Raw genomic sequence first — 23,394 nt, 5'->3', positions numbered from 1 at the left:
GCTGCGCTTGCACGACAATCGGTGTCGCATGCATCACCCCAACCCTCGCCACCTGCTGACCCCCGCGATGCGGGGGGTGATCGACCGCATGGCACGCGCCGGGCGTCCCCCCATGCATGCCATGACGCCCGCGCAAGCGCGTGCTTTTTACGAAGCCGGCGCCAACGTGCTGGACCTGCCGCCACCGCGCGTGGCGAGGGTGCGCGCGCTGGACATCCCCGCGCGCGACGGTGCGACGCTGCCGGCCGAGCTCGTGGTTCCGCACGAAGCGGCGCAGGCGCTGCCGGTGCTGCTGTACTTCCACGGCGGCGGCTTCGTCGTGGGCAGCGTGCGCACGCACGCGGCGTTGTGTCGACACTTGGCGCGCCTCAGTGGCGTGGCGGTGCTGTCGGTGGAGTACCGCCTGGCGCCGGAACACCGTTTCCCCACCGCCGTGCACGACGCTTTCGACGCCCTGGCGTGGCTGCGCGCGCACGCGGCCGCCCTGGGGCTGGACGCCCAGCGCATCGCGGTGGGCGGCGACAGCGCCGGCGGCACGCTGGCCGTGGTGACCGCGCTGCAGGCGCGTGACGCGGGCTGGCCGCTGGCGCTGCAACTGCTGTTCTACCCCGGCTGCAGCGCCTGGCAAGACACGCCCTCGCACCGCCGTTTCGCGCACGGCTTCGTGCTCGAGGCCGACACGATCCAGTGGTTTTTCCGTCATTACGTCGACGACGCGCAGCGCGAGGATTGGCGTTTTGCGCCGCTGCTGGCGCCCGACTTCGATGGCGTGGCGCCAGCGTGGATCGGCCTGGCCGAGTGCGACCCACTGCTGGACGAGGGCGTGCAACTGGCCGACGCGTTGCGGCTGGCCGGTGTGCCGGTGGCGCTGGAGATCTACCACGGCGTCACGCACGAATTCATCAAAATGGGCCGCGTGATCCCCGAAGCGCTGCGGGCGCATCAAGACGCCGCACGCGCCCTGCGGCGGGCGCTGGGGGAAGCCGGCGCATGACCGCCGCGCGGCCGTGGTGGGCACTGACGCCGGCGGCGGCAGCCGGCGATGACCCCGCCGTTTCGCTGGCCCAGGTGACGGCCCTGCTGCAAAAGCTCGGGGTGTCCGGCCGGCACGAAGTGGCGGAAGACCTGTTGCGCATCGTCAGCGCACGGGTGCCCATGGCGCAGTGCACGATCTTCTCGTTCGAGGGCGAGTCGGCCCCGCGCACCGTGGCCATCGGTGACCGTTCGCGCACGGCGGCGCTGCGACGCATCGCGCAGGACTATGTGACCCGCTACCACCCGCTGGATGGATGCCGCGACGCCATGCGCGCGGAGTTGCAGGCGGCGCGCCGCGCCAGCGCGGCGCAACCGCACATCGTGCTGCACCGGCAGCGGCCACAGGACGTGGCGCACCCTGACTACCGCCGTGTCTGCTACGCGTTGCCCCGCATCGCGGAGCGCATCGCCATGCTTTCCCTGTACGACGGATGGCGCTGGCTGTCGGTGAACTTCTACCGTGGCGAGGAGCACGGCCCCTTGACGCCAGGCGACCTGCGCGCGCTGGAGGCGCTCGCGCCGCTCGTGGTGCACGCGGTGCGGTTGCACTACGCCGGCCAACTGTTCGACACGGACTTGGCCGAATGGCTGCTGGCGCGTCTGCACCGGCAGCACCCACGGCTGAGCAAGCGCGATCTCGACGTCCTGCGTGGCGTGCTGCATGGCCTGGGCAACGCCGAGCTCGCGCAGCGCTTGGGGCTGACCTTGTCCAGCGCCCAAACCTACGTCAAGCGTGTGTACCGCAAACTGGGCGTGGACGGGCAGCGCGAGCTGATGGGGCTGCTGATCCAGGGTGGCCGCACAGACTGAAACGATCCGATCCGGCCACACGCATGGCATGGCCGCGTTGTCCCCTTATGGGGACATCATGCGGCTCGCGTCCGCCTACACTGCCGCCAACCGACGAGGAGGCCCCATGCACCGCCCCGACACGACGCCGCGACCGTCCCTCTACTACCCCTACCGTGTGCACGATGCTTGGCTGCCCTCGCAGCACCCTCGCGACGGACGCACGCCCGTGGTCATCGCAGGGGGCGGCCCGGCGGGCATGGTCACGGCGCTGGAACTGGCGCGTCACGGTGTGCCCAGCGTGGTGTGTCAGGCCGATGTGCAGTTGTCGCAAGGCAGTCGGGCGATCGTGTTCACCCGCCGCAGCCTGGAAATTCTGCAGCAGGTCGGGGTGGCGGATCGCATGACCGCGCATGGGCTGCCCTGGCGGTTCGGCAACTCGTTTTACCGCGGGCAGCACGTGTTTCGCATGGAGGCGCCGCACGATCCCGACGACCGGTTTTACCCGCTGCTCAACCTGCAGCAGCAGTACCTGGAGCAGTTTCTGTACGAGGCCTGCGTCGCCAGCCCTTGGGTCGACTTTCGTTGGGGCAACAAGGTCACGCACGTGGCGCTTGAGGACGCCGGTGTGCGCGCCACCGTGGACACCTCGGAGGGCGAGTACGTGCTGGAGGCCGACTGGCTGGTGGCCGCCGATGGGGGGCGCTCGGGCATCCGCAGCCAGCTCGGCCTGCCGATGGAGGGCACGTCGTACGAGGGGCTGTTCGTGATCGCGGACATCCAGATCGACCTGCCGCTGCCCACCGAGCGCCGCGCGTACTTCGACCCGGACTGGAACCCGGGCAACACCGTCCTGATGCACCGCCAATCCCAGGGCATCTGGCGGGTGGACTATCAACTGCCGGCGGGGGAGTCGCCCGAGGAGGCGTTGCGGCCCGAGTCGCTCAAGGCGCGCATCGACGCCCAGCTCGCGATGATCGGCTTCGGTGGCACACCATGGCAACTGGACTGGTGCTCGGTGTACTCGGCGCGCACGCTCACGCTGCCGAACTACGTGCACGGGCGTGTGGTGTTCGTCGGCGATGCGGCGCACCTGCTGCCTATCTTTGGCGTGCGTGGCGCCAACACGGCGTTCCAGGATGCGCAGTCGCTGGGCTGGCACCTGGCCTACACCGTCAAGGGGCTGGCGGGCCCCAGCCTGATGGCCAACTACAGCGCCGAGCGGGTGGGGGCCGCGCGCGAGATCATCGCCGAGGCCGGCAAGAGCACCCGTTTCATGACGCCGCCCACGCGGGGGTTTCGCCTGCTGCGCGACGCGGTGCTGTCCTTGTCGCTGACCCAGGATTTCGTGCGCCCGCTGTACCACTGGCGCACCTCCCGCCCGCACGAATACACGCACTCGGCCCTCAACAGCCCGGGCGACGACGACGCGCTGTTCCCGGCCGGGCCGGCGCACGGCGCGCCACCGCGCAACGTGCGCCTGGGGCCGGATGCGTACCTGCTGGACGATCTGGGCGGCGGGTTCGACCTGCTTTATTTCACCACCGGCGCGCACCTGCCCCAAGCCGTGATCGACGTGGTTCAGGCCTGGCGGCAGCGGGGCGTGGCGCTGCGTGTGACCGCGGTGGGCTGCGCCGACCCGGTCCACGGGGCTGACCGGACGGTGCCTGACCCCGAAGGTCGGGCCTGGGCGCGCTACGGCGTGTCCACGTCGGGCTCGGCGTACCTGCTGCGGCCCGACCAGCACGTCTGCGCACGCTGGATCACGCTCGACGCCCCCCGCCTGCACGCCGCGTTGCAGCAGGCGCTACCGACCTATTGAATCGGTCCACAGCCCAACCGGCCTTGCAGGAGTCCACGATGGTCCCCTCGACCCCCACCGCGCAGCCCGCCGCCCGCCTGGACATCGCCGGGCTGGAATCCGTGTACGACACCCTGGCGGCGGCCATCGACCGCGCCGGTCCCGAGCGTTCGGAGCTTTTTCTGGTCAAGCTCGCCCTGCTTTGCGCGCATGCCTTGGGGGATGCGGCGTTTTTTGAGCAACAGGTGCAGATCGCCTTGTCCGATCTGTGACGACCGCCGCCGCGCCCAACCGCTATGCTGGCGGCGGGAGCACACACCATGACCGCCATCGACCCCGTATCCAGCCCCCACATCCGCCTGTGGTGGGAAGACCTCGCCGTGGGCGACACGCGCGACTTGGGCAGCGTGACCGTCACCGAAGACGACATCATTGCCTTTGCGCGCCAGTTCGATCCGCAGCCGTTTCACCTCGACCACGAAGCCGCGCGCCACTCGGTGTTCGGTGGCTTGTGCGCCAGCGGCTGGCACACCTGTGCGCTGGCCATGCGGCTGATGGTGACGAACTTTTTGCACGAATCGTCCAGCCTGGGATCGCCCGGACTGGAGAGCCTGAAGTGGCTCAAGCCGGTGTTTCCCGGCGACACGCTGACCCTGCGGCACAGCATTGTCGACAAGCGACCGATGAACAAACGCCCCGACGTGGGCCTGGTGCGCACCGTGTGGCAAATGTTCAACCAACGTGGTGAGCAGGTGCTGCAGATGGAAGGCTGGGGCATGTTCCGGCGCCGCTTACCGGGTCACGGGTAAATCCTGCCGCGGCATGCGCCCACGGTGGGGGTAGGGGATCGTGGGTGTCGGGGTGGTGCGCTGCGGCCATCGCCCCTACAATGCGCAGCCCTGCGCTGGCCAGCCCGCTGCGGCTGGCCGTCGTCGTTGGGCCCCGAGAATCCTCCTACGCGCCATGAACGCCCCGCTGCACCCCGCCCACGTCACCCCGGCGCCCAAACCGCTGATGCGCTACAAACCCTATTGGGCCAAGCGCTTTGGTGTGGCGCCGTTTTTGCCGATGAGCCGCGCCGAGATGGACGCGCTGGGGTGGGATGCGTGCGACGTCATCCTGGTCACCGGCGACGCCTACGTCGACCACCCCAGTTTTGGCATGGCGGTCATCGGCCGCGTGTTGGAGGCTCAGGGGTTTCGCGTCGGCATCATCGCCCAGCCCGATTGGCACAGCGCCGAGCCGTTCAAGGCGCTGGGCCGGCCACGCCTGTTTTGGGGCGTGACCGCAGGCAACATGGACTCGATGATCAACCGCTACACGGCGGACCGCAAAATCCGCTCCGACGACGCCTACACCCCGGGCGGCGTGGGGGGCCGGCGCCCGGACCGTGCCAGCATCGTCTACGCGCAGCGTTGCCGCGAGGCGTACAAAGACGTGCCCATCATTCTGGGTGGCATCGAAGCCAGCCTGCGCCGCATCGCGCACTACGACTATTGGAGCGAGACGGTGCGCCGCTCGATCCTGCTGGACGCCAAGGCCGATTTGCTGCTGTACGGCAACGCCGAGCGCGCGCTGGTGGAGGTTGCGCACCGGCTGGCGCGCGGCGAGCCGGTCGATTCGATCACCGACGTGCGCGGCGCCGCCTTCGTGCGCCGCACACCCGCGCCCGACTGGGTTGAGATCGACTCCACCGACGTCGATCGGCCCGGGCGGGTGGAGGCGCACGTCAACCCCTACCAAATGCCGGCCGAGTCCGCCGACGGCGGCTGCGCCAGCGCCAGCGGCGATGGCGGGGCTGCGCCGGTGCGCCTGGTGCCGCGGGCGGCGGCCCTGCGCGCGCCGCGCGAGCGCACGGTCATCCGCCTGCCCAGCTACGAGCAGGTCAAGGCCGACCCGGTGCTGTACGCGCACGCCAACCGTGTGCTGCACCTGGAGACCAACCCTTACAACGCGCGCGCGCTGGTGCAGCGCCACGGCGAGGGGCCGGCCGCGCAGGACGTGTGGGTCAACCCGCCGCCGTTGCCGCTGAGCACCGAAGAAATGGATTGGGTGTTTGGCTTGCCCTACGCGCGCAGCCCGCACCCGGCCTACGCCGATGAACGCGGTCGCCACGACGGGCCGACCAAAATCCCCGCCTGGGAGATGATCCGCTTCTCGGTCAACATCATGCGCGGGTGCTTTGGCGGCTGCACGTTTTGCTCGATCACCGAGCACGAAGGGCGCATCATCCAAAGCCGCTCGGAGGACTCGATCATCCGCGAGATCGAGGACATCCGCGACAAGGTGTCAGGTTTCACGGGCGTCATCTCCGACCTGGGCGGCCCCACCGCCAACATGTACCGGCTGGGCTGCAAAAGCCCCACGATCGAGGCCGCCTGCCGCAAACCCAGTTGCGTGTACCCGGACATCTGCGCCAACCTGCGCACCGACCACGGGCCGCTGGTGCGGCTGTACCGCCGCGCCCGCGCGCTCAGGGGCATCAAAAAAATCCTGATCGGCTCCGGACTGCGCTACGACCTGGCCGTGCGTGACCCTGAGTACGTGCGCGAGCTGGTGCAGCACCACGTCGGCGGCTACCTCAAGATCGCTCCTGAGCACACCGAGCCCGGTCCATTGTCCAAGATGATGAAGCCGGGCATCGGCACCTACGACCGCTTCAAGGCGATGTTCGACCGCTACTCACGCGAGGCGGGCAAAGAGCAGTACCTGATCCCGTACTTCATCGCCGCCCACCCGGGCACAACGGACGAGGACATGCTCAACCTGGCGTTGTGGCTCAAGCGCAACGGCTTTCGCGCCGACCAGGTGCAAACCTTTTACCCAAGCCCCATGGCCACCGCCACGGCCATGTACCACACGGGCCTCAACCCGCTCAAGGGCATCCACCGCGACGAGCGCACCGAGCGCGTCGATGTCGTCAAGGGCGAGCGCCGACGCCGCCTGCACAAGGCGTTTTTGCGCTACCACGACCCCAACAACTGGCCGCTGCTGCGCGAGGCGCTCAAGGCCATGGGGCGCGCGGACCTGATCGGCAACGGCAAGCACCACCTGGTGCCGACCTACCAGCCGCTGACCGACGGCAGCTACCGCGCGCCGCGGCGCGCCAACTCCACCCCGCCGGCGGCCCGCTCGCGCGCCAGCGCCGGCCCGGCCAAGCCGGCTCAGCCGCCCAAGGGCCGTGTGTTGACGCAGCACACGGGGCTGCCGCCGCGCGTCACGGGGGCCGAGCCGGCCCCACCCACGCCTCAACGCCGCAAGCCAAAATCGAGCGGCAGGCCGACGTAGTTTTCGGCGATCGTGCGCGCGCCCGCCTCGCTGTGCATCAGGTAGTCGAGCTCGGCTTCCTGGAATTTCTGCGCGATCTCCCCTTCGCCGGGGAAGCGGTGCATCAGGCTCGTGAACCACCACGAAAAGCGCTCGGCGCGCCACACGCGGCGCAGGCAGCGCTGCGAGTAGTGGTCGATGCCGGCGTCGCTGCGCTCGTGGTAGTGCTCGATGAGCGCGTCGGCCAGGTATTTGACGTCGGTGGCGGCCAGGTTGAGCCCTTTGGCGCCGGTGGGCGGCACGATGTGCGCGGCGTCACCCGCCAGCAACAGCCGCCCAAAACGCATCGGCTCGCTGACAAAGCTGCGCAGCGGCGCGATGCTTTTTTCGATCGAGGGGCCGGTGACCAGCGCCTCGGCCGCGGCCGGGTCCAGGCGGCGGCGCAGCTCGTCCCAAAACGCCTGGTCGCTCCAACTGTCCACGGTGTCGGACAGCGGCACCTGCAGGTAGTAGCGGCTGCGGGTGCGGCTGCGCATCGAACACAGCGCAAAGCCGCGCGGGCTGTTGACGTAGATCAGCTCCTCGTGCACCGGCGGCGTGTCGGACAGCAACCCGAGCCAGCCAAACGGGTACACCTTCTCGTACTCGGTGATGGCGCTGCGCGGCACGCTGGCGCGGCACACGCCGTGGAAGCCGTCGCAGCCGGCGATGAAGTCGGCGTCGATGCGGTGGGTGACGCCATCCTTTTCGTAGGTCACCCACGGCCGCGCGCCGTCGAAGCCGTGGATGGCCACGTGGCCGGCCTCGTAGACCGTGGTCTGGCCGCTGGCCTGGCGCGCGTCCATCAGGTCGCGCGTGATCTCGGTTTGACCGTACACCAGGACCGTTTTGCCCCCGGTCAGACCCTTGAGGTCCACCCGGTGGCGCTCACCCTTGAACAGCAGGTCGAAGCCCTCGTGCACCAGCCCCTCGCGGTGCATGCGCTGGCCCACGCCGGCCTCGTCCAGCACGTCCACCGCGACTTGCTCCAGCACGCCGGCGCGGATGCGCCCCAGCACGTAGGCAGCGCTTTGCCGCTCCAGGATGATGTTGTCGATACCGGCTTTGTGCAGCAGTTGGCCCAGCAGCAGGCCCGACGGGCCGGCGCCAACGATGACGACTTGGGTGCGCATGGCTATGTCTCCTCGTGAGGTGGGTAGGGAAGCCGCCGCCCGGGGCGCGGCGCGATGGCGGGATCGTAGGCGCCGTGCTGGTCGAAGGACGCACCTGGCCGTGGTCTGTTGTGCGAATAGCGCGCAGCGTGTGCGAATATCGCGCAAACACGTAGGGCCGTTGTCCACGGGCGCGGGGATGCGCTATCGTTGTCGCCATGGATCTCGCTGCCGCCGACACCATCGCCGGGCTGGTCAAAGGGCTGGCCGTGCTGGAGAGCTTCGACACCGAGCGCCAGCGCCTCAACGCCACGCTGGCGGCCCAGCGCACAGGGCTGTCGCGCGCGGCGGCGCGGCGCCACCTGTTGACGCTGGCGCACCTGGGCTACCTGGAAACCGACGGACACGATTACTGGCTGGCGCCCAAGGTGCTGCGTCTGGCGGGGCGCTACCTGGCCTCGGCGCGCTTGCCGCGCACGGTGCAGCCGGTGCTGGACCGGCTGGCCGCGCGCGTGCGCGAACCGTTTTCGGTGGCGGTGCTGGACGACGAGGCGGTGGTCGTGGTGGCGCGCAGCGTGCCGCCCGCAGCGCACGAGCCCAGTGTGGATTGGCAAGGGGGCTCGCTTGGCGCCCCGGGCGGGGCGTGGCCGGCGCGGCCGCAGCGGTTGGCCTATGGCTTGCACTTGGGGGCGCGGCTGCCCGCGCACGCCACCTCCACCGGCCGGGTGCTGCTGGCTGCGTTGCCCGTCAAGCAGTTGCGGCTCTGGCTGGCCGCCCGCTGCGCCTCCGGGGCTGGCTTGCCGCGTCTGACACCCTACACCGTCACCGACCCCGCGGCGCTGCGGCGCATCCTGCAGCAGGTGCGCCAGGCCGACCACTGCATCTGCAGTGAGGAGCATGAGCTGGGCGTGCACGCCGTGGCGGTGCCCCTGCGCGACATGCAGGGCCGCACGGTGGCGGCGATCAACGCCGTGCTGTCGCAGCAGCGCTTGCAGGCCGGGGCCGTGCAGCACGAACTGCTGCCGCTGTTGCAAGAGGCCGCGCGAGAGCTGCGGCCGCTGCTGTGAGGCGCGTCATGGGCCGCGCGGTGTGGATCGCCAGGTTTGCGCTGTTGGCGCTGCTGGTCGGCCTGACCGGGTGCCTGGGCGGCGGTCACTCCCTGGCGCAGGCCGACTGGGTGGTGGTGGCGGTGCACGACGGTGACACGCTGCGCGTGCGCGGCCCCGACGCGCGGCTGCGCACCGTGCGTCTGGCGGGCATCGATGCCCCGGAGCTGGATCAGCCCGCGGGCGCGCAGGCGCGCGACGCGCTGCGCGCGTGGGTGCTGGGCCGCGCGGTGCGTCTGGACGACCGTGGGGTGGACCGTTACGGACGTTGGCTGGCGGTGGTCCGAGGGCCATCGCCCGAGGACGAACGGGCCGTGCAGGATGTCAACCTGGCCTTGCTGCAGCAAGGCTGGGCGTGGCACGACGCCCGTCACGCTCACCAGCAACCCTGGCTGGAGCGGTGGCACTACCGCGCTGCCGAGCTCGCTGCCCGTGCGGCAGGGCGTGGTTTGTGGGGGCAGGGCGAGGCGCTGCCCCCGTGGGAGTGGCGCCGCGCTACACGTCGATCGCCTGCACCGACCCCGCCAGGCGCCGCAGCTCAAATTTCTGAATCTTGCCGGTGCTGGTCTTGGGCAATTCGGTGAACACCACCGCCCGCGGGATTTTGAACCCCGCCAGATGGGCGCGGCAGTGCGCGATGATGTCCTCGACGCTGGCGTGCGCGCCAGGCTTGAGTTCGATGAACGCGCACGGGGTCTCGCCCCAGCGCGGGTCGGGTTTGGCCACCACCGCCGCCGCTTGCACGGCAGGGTGACGGTACAGCACGTCTTCGATTTCGATCGACGAGATGTTCTCGCCGCCCGAGATGATGATGTCCTTGCTGCGGTCCTTGATCTTGATGTAGCCGTCCGGGTGTTGCACCGCCAGGTCGCCGGTGTGGAACCAGCCGCCGGCCAGCGCTTGCGCGGTCGCCTCGGGGTTTTTCAAGTAGCCCTTCATCACGATGTTGCCGCGAAACATCACCTCGCCGATCGTTTCGCCGTCCCACGGCACCGGCCGCAGCGTGGCCGGGTCCAGCACCTGCGCGTCTTGTTGCAGGTGGTACCGCACGCCCTGGCGCGCGTGCAAGCGGGCTTGCTCCTGCAGCGGCAGGTCACGCCAGCCAGGCTGGGGGGCGCACACCGTGGCCGGCCCGTACACCTCGGTCAGGCCGTACACGTGCGTCAGCTCGATGCCCATGCGTGCCATCGCCTCCAGCAGCGCCGCCGGGGGCGCCGAGGCCGCCACCATGCCCCGTATGCCCGGGTGCAGGCCGGCTTTGAGCTCATCCGGGGCGTTGGCCAGCATCGCGTGCACGATCGGCGCTCCGCAGTAGTGGGTGACGCGCCAGGCGCGCATCAACCCCAGCACGGTGGCCGCATCCACCTTGCGCAAGCAGACGTTGAGCCCAGCGCGCGCCGCCAAGGTCCAGGGGAAGCACCAGCCGTTGCAGTGGAACATCGGCAACGTCCACAGGTACACGGGGTGCTTGGGCATGTCCCACTCGAGGATGTTGGACACGGCGTTGAGGGCCGCGCCACGGTGGTGGTAAACCACCCCCTTGGGATGACCGGTGGTACCGCTGGTGTAGTTGAGGGCGATCGCGTCCCACTCGTCGGGTGGCCCCTCCCAGGGGAAGTCTGGGTCGCCTTGGCGCAGCCAGTCCTCGTAGTCCACCGCGTCCAGCGTGGCGGTGGGGGCGCCGAACCATGGATCCTGGGTTTGCACCACCAGCAGCGGCTCGCGCCGCGTGCGCAGCGGCAGGGCTTGCGCCAGCAGCGCGCTGAACTCCGGGTCGACCAGGATAACCCGGGCTTCGCCGTGGTCCAGCATGTAGGCGATGGACGCCGGCTCCAGCCGGGTGTTGAGGGCATTGAGCACCGCGCCCGCCAGCGGCACGCCAAAGTGGGCCTCGACCATCGGCGGGGTGTTGGGCAGCAAGGTGGCCACGACGTCCCCGCGCTGCACCCCGGCGCGCCGCAGCGCGCTGGCCATGCGGCGGCAGCGTTGGGCGGTCTCGCCCCAAGTCTGGCTCGCCGCGTGCGCGCCGGTGCCGTGCACGATGGCCGGCAGCTGCGGGTGCACCTCGGCGGTGCGGCGTAAAAAATCCAAGGGCGTCAGCGGCGCATGGTTGGCGGCGCAGCGCGGCAGATCGTGGTCGGCGATCGGCATCGGTCGTCTCCTGCAGGGGGTGGTGGTCAGGGCAGCAGGTCGCTGGCGGTGGGCGGCCAGCGGTGCGGCCAGTGTTCGGGCAAGGTGCCGTGCAGGGCCACGGTGTCGGCCACCGCGGCCAGCAGATCCTCGGGCGGGGCGGGCCAAGGCAGCGCGCTCAGGCGCGCGCCCAGCAACCCGGCCAGCGTGTCGCCGCTGCCGGCGGTGGCCAGCCAACCGCTGCCGCTGGCCACGACGCGCGGCGTGAGGCCGGGCGCGGCCACGACGCTGCCGCTGCCTTTGAGCACCACGACGGCGTGCCACCGCTCGGCCAACGTGCGGGCGGCTGCCAGCCGATCGCGCTGCACGCTGGCGGTGTCGGTGCGCAGCAGCCGGGCGGCCTCCAGCGGATGGGGTGTCAGCACGGTCCACCAGCGGCGCGCGCGGCGCTGCGCCAGCGGGTCGGGGTCGGTTCGGCCCGCCAGGGCATTGAGCGCGTCGGCGTCCAGCACCAGCCGTGGACTGCGGGCCAACACGGTGTCCAGCAGCGTCGCCATCCCGGGGCCGCCGCCGCAGCCGGCCACCACGGTGGCGCGCTCGGGCAGGTCGCTGTCCAACGCCGCCGCGGCGCTGCGCAGCATCAGCGCGGGCTGGCCCGCGTCCCATGGCGGAATCTGGTTCGCTTCGCCCACCAGCGCCACATACACCCGGCCAGCGCCCGCACGCAGGGCCGCCCGTGCCGCCAGCAGCGCCGCGCCGCCCATGCCCACGCCCGCGTGCGCGGCGGGCAGGGCGCCCCCGAGCACCAGCACGTCACCGCGGCTGCCCTTGTGGCTGGCGTGGTCCGCACGCAGCGCGGCCGCGTCGGGCCAGCCGGCCGAGGTGACGAGCCACGCGGCCGCGGTGGTCGGGTCGGCCTGGGCGCCAAGGTCGTCGAACCAGATCGTTTCGCCGGCCACCGCCCGCCCCAGTCCCGTGAACAGGCCGGGCTTGAGCGTCAGCAGCGACAGCGTGGCGCGCGCGGCGACGGGTTGGGCAGGCGTGTCGGCCCACCAGTGGCCGGTGTTGGGGTCCAGTCCGCTGGGCAAATCGACGCACAGCGTCGGCGCGGGGCAGGCTTGCAGCCAGCGCAGGGCAGCCAGCGTCGTGCCTTGCACGGGGCGGTCCAACCCCAGGCCCAGCAGCGCGTCGATCACCAGGTCGGGGGGGGAGTCGGGCGCGGCTTGCAACCACGTCAGGTTGGCGGCGCGCGCGTGCTGCCAGGCCCAGCGGGCGTCGTCGGGCAGGCGCTCAGGGTCTCCCAGCCACCACACCGCCACGTCGCGCTCAGGCCAGTCCTGCGCCAGCCGGGCGGCCGCCACCAGCCCGTCGCCGCCGTTGTTGCCGCCACCGGCCAGCACCACGATGCGCTGGGCGTGGGGCTGCCACGCCATCGCCAGACGGGCCACCGCCAGGCCCGCACGCCGCATCAGCGTGTGGGGTGGCAGCGTGGCGGCCAGGCGCTGCTCGAGTTGGCGGCTGGCGTCGCGGTCGTGCAACGGGCGGAGTGGCGTGCTGGCCTTGGGGCAGGGGACGATGCGCTGCATGGTGGGCGTGGCGCTGCGTGGTACAATCTCAAAGTTTTGCTGGATGGAGCGCCTGTGTTGGGCGGTCCTGTGTGGCAAAGCAATCGCGAGCCGGCCCCTTCCGGGTGCCGTCGCCCGTGCGCGGGTGGCGGTCGTTGGCCGGCTTTAGGCCCAACCTTTGGAAAGTCCATATCATGCCCGTGTCCATGCGCGAAATGCTGGAAGCCGGTGTCCACTTCGGGCACCAGACGCGCTTCTGGAACCCCAAGATGGCCCCGTACATTTTCGGCCATCGCAACAAGATCCACATCATCAACCTCGAAAAAACGGTGCCGATGTTCGAGGCGGCGTGCAAGTTCGTGCGCCAGCTCACCGCCAACGGTGGCACCTTGCTGATGGTGGGCACCAAGCGCCAGTCGCGCGACATCATCGCCGCGGAAGCGCAGCGTGCGGGCGTGCCGTACGTGGAGCAGCGCTGGCTGGGCGGTATGTTGACCAACTTCAAGACGGTCAAGACGTCGATCAAGCGCCTCAAGGACATGCAGGCCCAGCGCGACGCCGGCCTGGACAACATGTCCAAAAAAGAGCAACTGCTGTTCCTGCGTGAACTGGCCAAGCTCGAGCGCGACATCGGCGGCATCCAGGACATGAACGCGCTGCCCGACGCGATGTTCGTGGTCGACGTCGGCTACCACAAGATCGCGGTGGCCGAAGCCAACAAGCTGGGCATCCCGGTCATCGGTGTTGTCGACACCAACCACTCGCCTGAGGGCATCGACTACATCATCCCCGGCAACGACGACTCGGCCAAGGCCGTGGCCATCTACGCCCGCGGCATCGCCGACGCGGTGCTGGAAGGCCGCAACGCCGCGCTCAACGCGGTGGTCGAAGCCGTGCGCGCCGACGACGAGTTCGTCGAGGTGCAGGAGGGCTGAGAGCGCGCCCACGCGGCCGCTTTCGATGGGGGCGCAGCAGCCCCTTTTTCGTATCTTGGCCCGATGACGCCGCCGGCGCGCGCTTGGGTCGCGCTCAGCGTGTCATCGGGTTGTCGAACACAGCGTCAATGATTTGAGGGTGGCCACGGCGGCCACCCGTCAACAGGAGCATCACGATGGCAGCCATCACCGCCAGCATGGTCGCGGAACTCCGCGCCAAGACCGACGCCCCCATGATGGAGTGCAAGAAGGCCCTGACCGAGGCCGACGGCAACATGGAAAAGGCCGAGGAAATCCTGCGTGTCAAGCTGGGCAACAAGGCCAGCAAGGCCGCCAGCCGCGTCACCGCCGAAGGCATCGTGGCGGCGTACGTGGACGGCAGCACCGGCGCGTTGGTCGAAGTCAACTGCGAAACCGACTTCGTGTCGAAGAACGAACTGTTTGGCAACTTCGGCCAGGCGCTGGCGCGCCTGGTGGCCGAGCACAACCCGGCCGATGTGGCCGCGTTGGCCGCGCTGCCGCTGAGCATGGAGGGCTTTGGTCCCACCGTCGAAGACGTGCGCAAGGGGCTGATCGGTAAGATCGGCGAGAACATGACGATTCGCCGCTTCAAGCGCTACAGCGACGGCGGCAACCTGGCGGTGTACCTGCACGGCGTGCGCATCGGGGTGCTGGTGCAGTACCAGGGCGACGCGACGGCGGCCAAGGACGTGGCCATGCACATCGCAGCGATGAAGCCGGTGGCGCTGTCCGGCGCTGACGTGCCGGCCGAACTCGTGGCCAAGGAGCGTTCGATCGCCGAACAAAAGGCGGCCGAATCGGGCAAGCCCGCCGACATCGTGGCCAAGATGGTCGAGGGTGCGGTGCAGAAGTACCTCAAGGAGGTCTCGCTGCTGGACCAGGTGTTCGTCAAGGCCGCCGACGGCAAGCAGACCGTGGGTCAGTACCTGAAGGGCGCCAACACCGCGGTGCAGTCGTTCACGCTGTTCGTGGTTGGTGAAGGCATCGAGAAAAAGCAGGACGACTTTGCCGCTGAAGTGGCTGCCCAAGTGGCCGCGGCGCAAAAAGCCTGACCGCGCCCCCAGCGCCGTAAGGGCCGGCTCCTCGGGTTGGAGGCCGGCCCTTTTTGCAACCCGCACCCGCACCAAGCCCCGTACAATCGCCCCACATCCGGATTGCACCCATGCCCGCACTGCAGCGCATCCTCCTTAAATTGTCTGGTGAAGCCCTGATGGGCGACGAAGCGTTTGGCATTCACCGCGGCACCATCGAGCGCATCGTGGCCGAGGTGGCCGAGGTCGCCCACCTGGGTGTGCAGGTGGCCATCGTCATCGGTGGCGGCAACCTGTTTCGCGGCGTGGCCGGGGGTGCCGTCGGGATGGACCGCGCCACGGCGGACTACATGGGCATGTTGGCCACCGTGATGAACGCGCTGGCCCTGGGTGACGCGCTGGAGCGCGCCGGTGTGCGCGCGCGGGTGATGTCGGCCATCGCCATCGACCAGGTCGTTGAGCCGTACGTGCGCCCCAAGGCGCTGCAGTACCTGGAAGAAGGCAAGGTCGTGGTGTTCGCGGCGGGCACCGGCAACCCGTTTTTCACCACCGACACCGCCGCCGCGCTGCGCGGCGCCGAAATCGGCGCGCAGCTCGTGCTCAAGGCCACCAAGGTCGATGGCGTGTACACCGCCGACCCCAAGAAAGACCCCAGCGCCCGACGCTACCAACGCATCAGCTTTGACGAGGCGATGGTGCGCCAGCTTCAGGTCATGGACGCCACCGCCTTTGCCCTGTGCCGCGACCAAAACCTGCCGGTGCGGGTGTTTTCGATTTTCAAGCCCGGCGCGCTCAAGCGCGTCGTCATGGGTGAAGACGAAGGCACGTTGGTGCACGTCTGACACGAGCCACGCGAGGCCTACACGACCATGAGCAGCATTCCCGAGATCAAAAAGACCGCCGAACAAAAGATGCAGCAGTCGCTCGAAGCGCTGCGCGCCAACCTGGCCAAGGTGCGTACCGGGCGCGCCAACCCGGCGCTGCTGGACACGGTGCAGGTGGAGTACTACGGCACGATGGTGCCGATCAGCCAGGTGGCCAACCTGACCCTGCTGGACGCGCGCACCATCGGCGTGGCGCCGTGGGAAAAGGGCATGGGCGCCAAGATCGAAAAGGCGATCCGCGAGTCCGACCTGGGGCTCAACCCGGCCTCGCACGGCGACCTGATCCGTGTGCCGATCCCGCCCATGACCGAGGAGCGGCGCCGTGAACTGGTCAAGGTCGTCAAGGCCGAAGGTGAACACGCCAAGGTGGCGATTCGCAACCTGCGCCGTGACGCCAACGAGCATGTTAAGCGCCTGGTCAAGGACAAGCTCGCCTCCGAAGACGACGAGCGCCGGGCGCAGGACGATATCCAAAAACTCACCGACCGCATGATCGCCGAGGTGGACAAGATGGTGGCGGCCAAAGAGGCCGACATCATGGCGATTTGAGCGTGTCGGGCCACGCACGGGTTGCCAAGGAGCGGGGGTTGGGGACGTCGTCGGTGCCGCACCATGTCGCCATCGTCATGGATGGCAACGGGCGCTGGGCGCGTCAGCGTTTGCTGCCGCGTGCGGCGGGCCACCGTGCGGGCATGGAAACCCTGCGCCGCGTGCTGGGGTGGTGCGCCGAGCGCGGCGTGCGGGTGCTGACGGTGTTCGCGTTTTCGTCGGAAAACTGGGCCCGCCCCCCTGACGAGGTGAGCGCCATCCTGCGCCTGCTGGCGCAGGCCCTCATCGACGAAGTGCCACGCTTGCAGCAAGCGGGTGTGCGGCTGCACGTGGTGGGTGAGCGCAGCGGGCTGACGCCAGAGTTGGTGCAGGGCATCGCCGAGGCCGAGCGCGCCACCGCCGGCAACACGGCGCTCATCCTCAACGTGTGCTTCAACTACGGCGGGCGCTGGGACATCGTGCAGGCCGCGCAGCGCCTGGCGCAGCAGGGTGCGCCCATCACCGAAGCCAGCCTGGCCGGTGCGCTGGCGCTGGCCCATGTGCCCGACCCGGACCTGGTGATCCGCACCGGGGGCGAGCAGCGCGTCAGCAACTTCGTGTTGTGGCAACTGGCGTACAGCGAGCTGTACTTCACCGACACGCTGTGGCCGGCGTTCGACGAGGCCGAGCTGGCGCGCGCGCTGGCCGCCTACGCGCAACGTCAGCGGCGGTTTGGCCGTACGCCCGAGCAAGCGGCGGCAGCCTGAAGCCCAGCCCACCGGAAGCGGCCTACCGTGTTGCGTCAACGGGTCATCACCGCCGTCGTGCTGCTGGCCGTGCTGCTGCCGGCGTTGTTCTACCCCGGCGGCAGTGGCCCCTTTGCCGTGCTGACGCTGGTGCTGATGGGCGCGGCTGGCTGGGAGTGGGCGCGCCTGTGTGGGGTGGGTGGCGCCGCGGCGGGGGCGCTTGGCGCCGGCCTGGCGCTGGCCCTTGGGGGGGTGTGGTGGCGCTGGGGTGGGGTGGCGTTGCCCGCTGCGGTGTGGTGGGCGGCCACCGCCGGCTGGGTCGTGTTGCTGGCGCTGGTGCTGCGCCAGGGGGTCGATGCGTGGGGCGCTTGGCCGCGCGGCGTGCGGGTGCTGGTGGGCGTGGCCGCCCTGACCCTGGCCTGGTGGGCGATGGTGACCTTGCACACCCAAGGTGTGGCGGTGTTGCTGGGTGCGTTGCTGCTCGTGTGGGTGGCGGACATCGCCGCGTATTTCGGCGGCCGTGCTTGGGGACGGCGCAAGCTGGCGCCCACGATCAGCCCCGGCAAAACATGGGCAGGGGCGGTGAGTGGGGCAGCCGCCGTGCTGGCGTTGGCGTGGCTGTGGACGTGGGCTGCCCATTGGCCCACGGTGGGCCCATGGCTGGCCGATGGTTTTTATGCCCGCCTGGGGCGGGGTGGCGCGGCGGGGGCGCTGGCGTGGCTGATGCTGCTGACCGCGCTGAGCATCGCGGGGGATTTGTTCGAATCGCTGGTCAAGCGCAGCGCCGGGGTCAAGGACTCCAGCGGCCTGTTGCCCGGCCACGGCGGGGTGTTGGACCGTATCGACGCGCTGCTGCCGGTGCTGCCCGCGGCGCTGGCGGCGTTGACGTGGCAGGGGGGCTGAATGCACAGTGAGACTCGACCCGGTACGCGCCAACGCGTGGCGGTGCTGGGCGCCACCGGCTCCATCGGCGAGCAAACGCTGGACGTGCTGGCGCGCCACCCGCAGCGCTTCGAAGTGGTGGCCCTCAGCGCCGCGCGTCAGGTGCAGCGGCTGGCGCAGCAATGCGCCCAACACCGGCCGCGCTGGGCGGTGATCAGCGATGAGCACGTCGACGCGTTGCGTGCGGCGCTGGCCGATTGGGCGGTGGAAGGCGTGCAGGTGCTGCCGGCCAGCACAGGCTTGGTCGAGGTCGCCGCTGCGCCGGAGGTGGACACGGTGATGGCCGCCATCGTCGGCGCGGCGGGGCTGGCGCCGTGCTTGGCCGCGGCGCGCGCGGGCAAGCGGCTGTTGCTGGCCAACAAAGAAGCGCTGGTGGTGGGGGGGGAGTTTTTCATCAGCGCGGTGTGCGCGGGCGGCGCGCAGCTGCTGCCGATCGACAGCGAACACTCGGCCATTTTTCAGGCCTTGCCGGAAGACCCCTCGACCTGGGGCGAGCGGGTCGACAAAATCGTGCTGACGGCCTCCGGCGGTCCCTTCAGGCAGCGTGACCCGGCCACGCTGGGCGAGGTGACGCCAGAGCAGGCCTGTGCCCACCCCAACTGGGTCATGGGGCGCAAGATCTCGGTCGACTCGGCCACGATGATGAACAAGGCGCTGGAGGTCATCGAGGCGCGCTACCTGTTTGGCTTTGCGCCCGAGCGCATCGAGGTGGTGATCCACCCCCAAAGTGTCGTGCACTCGATGGTGCAGTACCGCGACCGGTCGGTGGTGGCGCAGCTGGGCACGCCCGACATGCGCGTGCCGATCGCCTACGGCTTGGGTTGGCCCCAGCGCATCGAATCCGGGGCCGAGGCGCTGGACTGGACGCGCCTGGGGGCGCTGACCTTCGAGGCCCCCGACCCGCAGCGGTTCCCCGGCCTGTGGCTGGCGTGGGAGGCGTTGCAGGCCCCCCCGGGCACCACCGCGGTGCTCAACGCCGCCAACGAGGTCGCGGTCGAGGCGTTTTTGCAGGGGCTCTTGCGTTTTGACCGCATCCATCGCGTCAACCGCGCCACGCTGGAGGCCTACACGCCAACGCCACCGGCCAGTCTGGACGACTTGCTGGCGCTGGACCGCGAGGCACGCGCGGTGGCCTGGCAGCAGGTGCGGCGCGCGGCCCAGTGACCTGCGCGCCGACACCGTTGGCGCCGGCATGCGACACTTGGCACCATGCAAACGGTGTTGTGGTTTTTGGTGGCGATCGGGTTGCTGATCGCGGTGCACGAGTGGGGGCACTACCGCATGGCGGTGGCCTGTGGCGTGCCGGTGCTGCGGTTTTCGATTGGCTTTGGGCGGCCTTTGCTGCGCTGGCGCAACCGCGCGGGTACCGAGTTTGTCGTCGCGGCGCTGCCGCTGGGCGGCTACGTGCGCATGCTCGACGGCCGCGAGGGGCCGGTGCCCCCCGAGCAGCGGCACCTGGCGTTCGACGCCCAGCCGCTGCGCAAGCGCGCCGCCATCGTGGCCGCGGGGCCGCTGGCCAACCTCGGGCTGGCGGTGCTGCTGTACGCGTGGGTGGCGTGGTGGGGCGTGCCGCAGGCCGAACCGGTGCTGGGCAGCCCCGCGCCCGGTTCGGTGGCCGAGCAGGCCGGGCTGCGCGCCGGCGAGCGCGTTGCCGCGGTGCGCATCGAGGACGACGACACGGCCCAACCGGTGCGTTCCTTTGACGAATTGCGCTGGCAACTGACCCAGGCCGCCCTGCAGCGGCGCGACGTCACGCTGTTGCTGGGTCCGGCGCCGGAGCTGGCCACGCGCTCGGTGCCGTTGCCGCTGGCCCAGTTGCAGGCGCGCGACGTGGACGCCGAGCTGGTGCAGCGCATTGGGCTGGTGGCGCCGTGGTCGGCGCCGGTGGTGGGCGAGGTGCTGCCCGACGGGGCGGCGGCCGCCGCTGGCGTGCGCGAGGGTGACCGGGTGCTGGCCGTGGACGAACGCCCGGTGGAGGACGCCGCCCAACTGCGCGCCTGGATCCGCACGTCCGTGGACGCCCAAGGCCAGCCGCGCACCCAACGCTGGCGCGTCGAGCGCGCGGGGCGGACGCTGGAGCTCGACGTGACGCCGCGGCCCGAGCGTCAGGGGGATGCCTGGGTGGGCCGGGTGGGTGCGATGATTGGCGCGCCGCCGGCACTCATCGTGGTGGCCGACGAACCGCTGGACGCGCTGGCGCACGGTGTGCGCCGCACGTGGGAGGTCAGCGCGCTGTCGCTGCAAATGCTGGCGCGCATGGTGGTGGGTGAAGCGTCGCTGCGCAACCTGAGCGGCCCGTTGACCATCGCCGACTACGCCGGCAAGTCGGCGGCGCTGGGCTGGGTGGCGTTTGTGACGTTTTTGGCGTTGGTCAGCACCAGCCTGGGGGTGCTCAACCTGCTGCCGCTGCCCGTCTTGGACGGGGGGCACCTGATGTATTATCTGTGGGAAGCGGTGGTCGGACGGCCGCCGTCGCCAGCGTGGATGGCGCGGCTGCAACGCGCTGGCATGGTGGTGCTGGCGGCGCTGATGTCGCTGGCCATCGTCAACGATTTGACTCGGCTGCTGGGCTAAGCCTTGGTCCCGGCGGCCCCGGATTGCAAGCGCATGAAACGCACACACCCGCGCCCCTGGCGCGCCCGCGCCGGCTTGTGGCTGGCGACCTTGGCCACAGCCTTGCCCGCGTGGGCGGTCGAACCCTTCACCCTGCGTGACATCCGCGTCGAAGGCCTGCAGCGCGTCGAGCCCGGCACGGTCTTCGCCTCGTTGCCGTTCCGTGTGGGTGACCGCTACAGCGACGAACAGGGGGCGGCGGCCATCCGCGCGCTGTTCGGCCTGGGGCTGTTTTCCGACGTGCGGCTGCAGGTCGATGGCGACGTGCTGGTGGTCATCGTCGAGGAGCGCCCGACGGTGGCCGACGTCAGCTTCACCGGGGTCAAGGAATTCGACAACGAGGTGCTGCGCAAGGCGCTGCGCGACATTGGCTTGACCGAGGGGCGTCCGTTCGACCGGGCGCTGGCCGACCGCGCCGAGCAAGAGCTCAAGCGCCAGTACCTCAACCGCAGCATGTACGCGGTGCAGGTCACCACCACCGTCACCCCCATCGAGCGCAACCGCGTCAACCTCAACTTCAACGTCGTCGAAGGCGACGTGACCAAAATCCGCGAGATTCGCATCGTGGGTGCGCGCGCGTTTGCCGAAAAGGATTTGCTCGACCTGTTCGACCTCGACACCGGCGGCTGGCTGAGCTGGTACACCAAAAGCGACCGCTACTCGCGCGCCAAGCTCAACGCCGACCTCGAGACGCTGCGGTCGTACTACCTGACGCGCGGCTTTTTGGAGTTCCGCATCGACTCCACGCAAGTGGCGTTGTCGCCCGACAAGTCGTCGTTGGCGCTGACGATCCACATCACCGAGGGTCAGCGCTACGTCGTGTCGGGCGTTCGGCTGGAGGGTGAGTACCTGGGGCGCGAGGAAGAGTTCCAGCGTCTGGTGCGCATCCGTGCGGGGCAACCCTACAACGCCGAGCAGGTGGAGCAAACGGTCAAGGCGTTCACCGAGTACTTTGGCCAGTTCGGTTACGCCTTCGCGCGCGTCGAGGCGCTGCCCGAGCTCGACCGTGAGCGCAACCTGGTGGCGATCACGCTGCGTGCCGAACCGTCGCGCCGCGCCTACGTGCGCCGCATCCAGATCGAAGGTAACAACCGCACTCGCGACGAAGTCATCCGGCGCGAGTTCCGCCAACTCGAAGCGGCCTGGTACGACAGCGACAAGATCCGGTTGTCGCGCGACCGCGTCGACCGGCTGGGCTTTTTCACCGAGGTTGGCATCGAAACGCAGGAGGTGCCCGGTGCGCCCGACCAGGTCGACCTGATCGTCAAGGTGACCGAAAAGCCCACCGGCAACCTGACGCTGGGGGCGGGTTATTCGCAGGCGGAAAAGCTGTCGCTGCTGGCCGGCATCCAGCAGGAAAACGTCTTTGGCACCGGCAACTACCTGGGCTTGAGTGTCAACACCAGCAAGTACAACCGGCAATTCGTGCTGTCGACCACCAACCCGTACTTCACCGACGACGGGGTGTCGCGCAGCGTCGACCTGTACTACCGCACCACGCGGCCGTACAACGCGCAAGACGGCGACTACCGGCTGGTCACGCCCGGTGCGGCGATCCGGTTCGGCGTGCCGTTCACCGAGGTCGACACGGTGTTTTTCGGCATCGGGGTCGAGCAAACCAAGATCGAGCCGGGCAACCGCATGCCGGTGGCGTACAACGACTTCATCGCGCGCTTTGGCGACTCGCCGCTGTCGGTGCCGCTGACGGTGGGGTGGGCGCGCGACGAGCGCGACAGCGCGTTGGTGCCCACCCAGGGGGTGCTGCGTCGTGTCAACGGCGAGCTGGGCGTGGCGGGCGACACCCGCTACATCAAGGGCAGCGTGCAGTACCAGCAGTACGTGCCGCTGAACAAAAAGTTTACGCTGGCCTTCAATGCGGAGGCGGGGTGGGCCAAAGGGCTGGGGGGCAAGCCGGTGCCGCTGTTCAAGCACTTCTACGGCGGTGGCCTGGGCTCGGTGCGCGGGTTCGAACAGGGCACGCTGGGGGCCACCAGCGCCATCGTCGGCAGCAGCGACCTGGCTTACCTGGGCGGCACCAAGATGGCGCTGCTCAACGCCGAGCTGATCACGCCGTTTCCCGGCGCGGGCAACGACCGCACGCTGCGCATGTTCGGCTTCGTCGACGTCGGCAACGTCTACGGGCCGGACCAAAAGTTCACGCTGTCGGACGTGCGCGCCTCGGCGGGGATTGGCATCAGCTGGATCTCGCCGGTGGGGCCCCTTAGAATCGCGTTTGCCAAGCCGGTGCGCAAGCAACCCGGCGACAAAACGCAAACCGTGCAATTCCAAATCGGTACCGCATTCTGATGATTTCGATGACCCGTCATTGGGGCGCCCGCGTGGCGCTCGTGGCCGCGTTGGCGGCGGCCGGCGCCGCAAGCTGGGCGCAAGACCTCAAGATCGGTTTTGTCAGCACCGAGCGCATCCTGCGCGACTCCAACGCCGCCAAGGCGGCGCAGGCACGCCTGGAGCAGGAGTTCAGCAAGCGCGAGCGTGACCTCGAGGCGCTGGGCAACCAGTTGCGCCAAGCCACGGAAAAGTTGGAAAAAGACGCCCCGACGCTGTCGGAGAGCCAGCGCAGCGCCCGGCAGCGTCAATTGGCCGAGCTGGAGCGTGATTTCCAGCGCCGCCGTCGTGAGTTCCAGGAAGACCTTGCCCAGCGGCGCAACGAAGAGCTGCAGCAGGTCATTGAGCGCGCCAACCGCGTCATCAAGCAAATCGCCGAAAGCGAAAAATACGACTTGATTCTGCAAGAGGCCGTGTACATCGCGCCCAAGCACGACATCACCGACAAGGTGATCAACGGCCTCAACAACGCGCGCTGAGGGTGCGCGGGCGCGCAACGGGCAT

21 protein-coding genes are annotated in these 23,394 nt (G+C 69.6%); 18 read left to right on the top strand and 3 right to left on the bottom strand.

Going from position 1 to position 23,394, the window contains the following annotated elements; all coding sequences use genetic code 11:
* Positions 1–28 precede the first annotated feature (28 nt).
* The 6 genes from EDC36_RS01965 (at position 29) to EDC36_RS01940 (ending at position 6,913) form a co-directional block, all read left to right on the top strand.
* Positions 29–994 carry an alpha/beta hydrolase gene (locus tag EDC36_RS01965; protein WP_243646431.1) on the top strand — a complete coding sequence of 322 codons (966 nt, stop codon included), beginning with the start codon at positions 29–31 and terminating at the stop codon, positions 992–994.
* Entirely contained in the window at positions 991–1,845 is an 855-nt protein-coding gene (locus EDC36_RS01960; protein WP_132961582.1) for a helix-turn-helix transcriptional regulator, read from the top strand. The genes EDC36_RS01965 and EDC36_RS01960 overlap by 4 nt, the downstream gene beginning before the upstream one ends.
* A gap of 106 nt (positions 1,846–1,951) precedes the next feature.
* Positions 1,952–3,646 carry an FAD-dependent monooxygenase gene (locus tag EDC36_RS01955; protein WP_132961581.1) on the top strand — a complete coding sequence of 565 codons (1,695 nt, stop codon included), beginning with the start codon at positions 1,952–1,954 and terminating at the stop codon, positions 3,644–3,646.
* Between the two features lie 38 nt (positions 3,647–3,684).
* Positions 3,685–3,897 (top strand): DUF2783 domain-containing protein, encoded by a 213-nt coding sequence (locus EDC36_RS01950; RefSeq protein ID WP_132961580.1) that lies wholly within the window; start codon positions 3,685–3,687, stop codon positions 3,895–3,897.
* A 48-nt stretch (positions 3,898–3,945) separates the two neighbouring features.
* Positions 3,946–4,434 carry a MaoC family dehydratase gene (locus EDC36_RS01945; RefSeq protein WP_132961579.1) on the top strand — a complete coding sequence of 163 codons (489 nt, stop codon included), beginning with the start codon at positions 3,946–3,948 and terminating at the stop codon, positions 4,432–4,434.
* Positions 4,435–4,588: 154 nt separating this feature from the next.
* Positions 4,589–6,913, top strand: a complete 2,325-nt coding sequence (locus EDC36_RS01940) for a YgiQ family radical SAM protein (protein WP_132961578.1) — start codon at positions 4,589–4,591, stop codon at positions 6,911–6,913.
* Here EDC36_RS01940 and pobA read toward each other — a convergent pair.
* Entirely contained in the window at positions 6,874–8,064 is a 1,191-nt protein-coding gene (pobA, locus tag EDC36_RS01935) for a 4-hydroxybenzoate 3-monooxygenase (RefSeq protein WP_132961577.1), read from the bottom strand. The two genes, EDC36_RS01940 and pobA, sit on opposite strands and share 40 nt — an antisense overlap.
* Positions 8,065–8,261: 197 nt before the next feature.
* Between pobA and EDC36_RS01930 the strand changes: the two genes are divergently transcribed.
* Both EDC36_RS01930 and EDC36_RS01925 read left to right on the top strand, forming a co-directional pair.
* The gene (locus EDC36_RS01930; RefSeq protein ID WP_132961576.1) at positions 8,262–9,110 is read left to right on the top strand and encodes an IclR family transcriptional regulator domain-containing protein; all 849 of its coding nucleotides are present in this window, start codon (positions 8,262–8,264) and stop codon (positions 9,108–9,110) included.
* 8 nt (positions 9,111–9,118) lie between these two features.
* Positions 9,119–9,733: a thermonuclease family protein gene (locus tag EDC36_RS01925; protein ID WP_132961575.1), complete on the top strand. Its 615-nt coding sequence runs from the start codon at positions 9,119–9,121 to the stop codon at positions 9,731–9,733.
* Here EDC36_RS01925 and EDC36_RS01920 read toward each other — a convergent pair.
* Together EDC36_RS01920 and EDC36_RS01915 are read right to left on the bottom strand one after the other, a co-directional pair.
* A complete protein-coding gene (locus EDC36_RS01920) occupies positions 9,645–11,300 on the bottom strand; it encodes an acyl-CoA synthetase (protein ID WP_132961574.1) in 1,656 nt (551 codons plus the stop codon). The two genes, EDC36_RS01925 and EDC36_RS01920, sit on opposite strands and share 89 nt — an antisense overlap.
* Before the next feature lie 26 nt (positions 11,301–11,326).
* Positions 11,327–12,865: an NAD(P)H-hydrate epimerase gene (locus EDC36_RS01915; RefSeq protein ID WP_132961573.1), complete on the bottom strand. Its 1,539-nt coding sequence runs from the start codon at positions 12,863–12,865 to the stop codon at positions 11,327–11,329.
* 173 nt (positions 12,866–13,038) lie between these two features.
* On the opposite strand from EDC36_RS01915, the gene rpsB reads away from it, so the two are divergent.
* The 10 genes from rpsB (at position 13,039) to EDC36_RS01865 (ending at position 23,369) form a co-directional block, all read left to right on the top strand.
* Positions 13,039–13,779: a 30S ribosomal protein S2 gene (gene rpsB / locus EDC36_RS01910; protein ID WP_132961572.1), complete on the top strand. Its 741-nt coding sequence runs from the start codon at positions 13,039–13,041 to the stop codon at positions 13,777–13,779.
* Between the two features lie 176 nt (positions 13,780–13,955).
* Positions 13,956–14,852 (top strand): translation elongation factor Ts, encoded by an 897-nt coding sequence (tsf, locus tag EDC36_RS01905; RefSeq protein WP_132961571.1) that lies wholly within the window; start codon positions 13,956–13,958, stop codon positions 14,850–14,852.
* A gap of 110 nt (positions 14,853–14,962) precedes the next feature.
* On the top strand, positions 14,963–15,673 hold the full coding sequence (pyrH, locus tag EDC36_RS01900; protein ID WP_132961570.1) for a UMP kinase: 711 nt from the start codon (positions 14,963–14,965) through the stop codon (positions 15,671–15,673).
* 27 nt (positions 15,674–15,700) lie between these two features.
* Entirely contained in the window at positions 15,701–16,264 is a 564-nt protein-coding gene (frr, locus tag EDC36_RS01895; protein ID WP_132961569.1) for a ribosome recycling factor, read from the top strand.
* 38 nt (positions 16,265–16,302) lie between these two features.
* Positions 16,303–17,010 carry a polyprenyl diphosphate synthase gene (gene uppS / locus EDC36_RS01890; protein ID WP_132961568.1) on the top strand — a complete coding sequence of 236 codons (708 nt, stop codon included), beginning with the start codon at positions 16,303–16,305 and terminating at the stop codon, positions 17,008–17,010.
* Positions 17,011–17,037: 27 nt separating this feature from the next.
* Entirely contained in the window at positions 17,038–17,892 is an 855-nt protein-coding gene (locus EDC36_RS01885; RefSeq protein WP_132961567.1) for a phosphatidate cytidylyltransferase, read from the top strand.
* Entirely contained in the window at positions 17,893–19,095 is a 1,203-nt protein-coding gene (locus EDC36_RS01880; protein ID WP_132961566.1) for a 1-deoxy-D-xylulose-5-phosphate reductoisomerase, read from the top strand.
* A 45-nt stretch (positions 19,096–19,140) separates the two neighbouring features.
* Positions 19,141–20,505 carry an RIP metalloprotease RseP gene (rseP, locus tag EDC36_RS01875; protein ID WP_132961565.1) on the top strand — a complete coding sequence of 455 codons (1,365 nt, stop codon included), beginning with the start codon at positions 19,141–19,143 and terminating at the stop codon, positions 20,503–20,505.
* A gap of 33 nt (positions 20,506–20,538) precedes the next feature.
* Positions 20,539–22,851 carry an outer membrane protein assembly factor BamA gene (bamA, locus tag EDC36_RS01870; protein WP_132961564.1) on the top strand — a complete coding sequence of 771 codons (2,313 nt, stop codon included), beginning with the start codon at positions 20,539–20,541 and terminating at the stop codon, positions 22,849–22,851.
* Entirely contained in the window at positions 22,851–23,369 is a 519-nt protein-coding gene (locus tag EDC36_RS01865; RefSeq protein ID WP_132961563.1) for an OmpH/Skp family outer membrane protein, read from the top strand. The genes bamA and EDC36_RS01865 overlap by 1 nt, the downstream gene beginning before the upstream one ends.
* Positions 23,370–23,394 lie beyond the last annotated feature (25 nt).

The sequence above is a fragment of the Tepidimonas ignava genome (assembly GCF_004342625.1).
GTDB lineage: Bacteria > Pseudomonadota > Gammaproteobacteria > Burkholderiales > Burkholderiaceae_C > Tepidimonas > Tepidimonas ignava.
The sequence above is the reverse complement of the archived record's forward strand: the minus strand, read 5'-3'. Positions and strand labels throughout refer to the sequence as shown.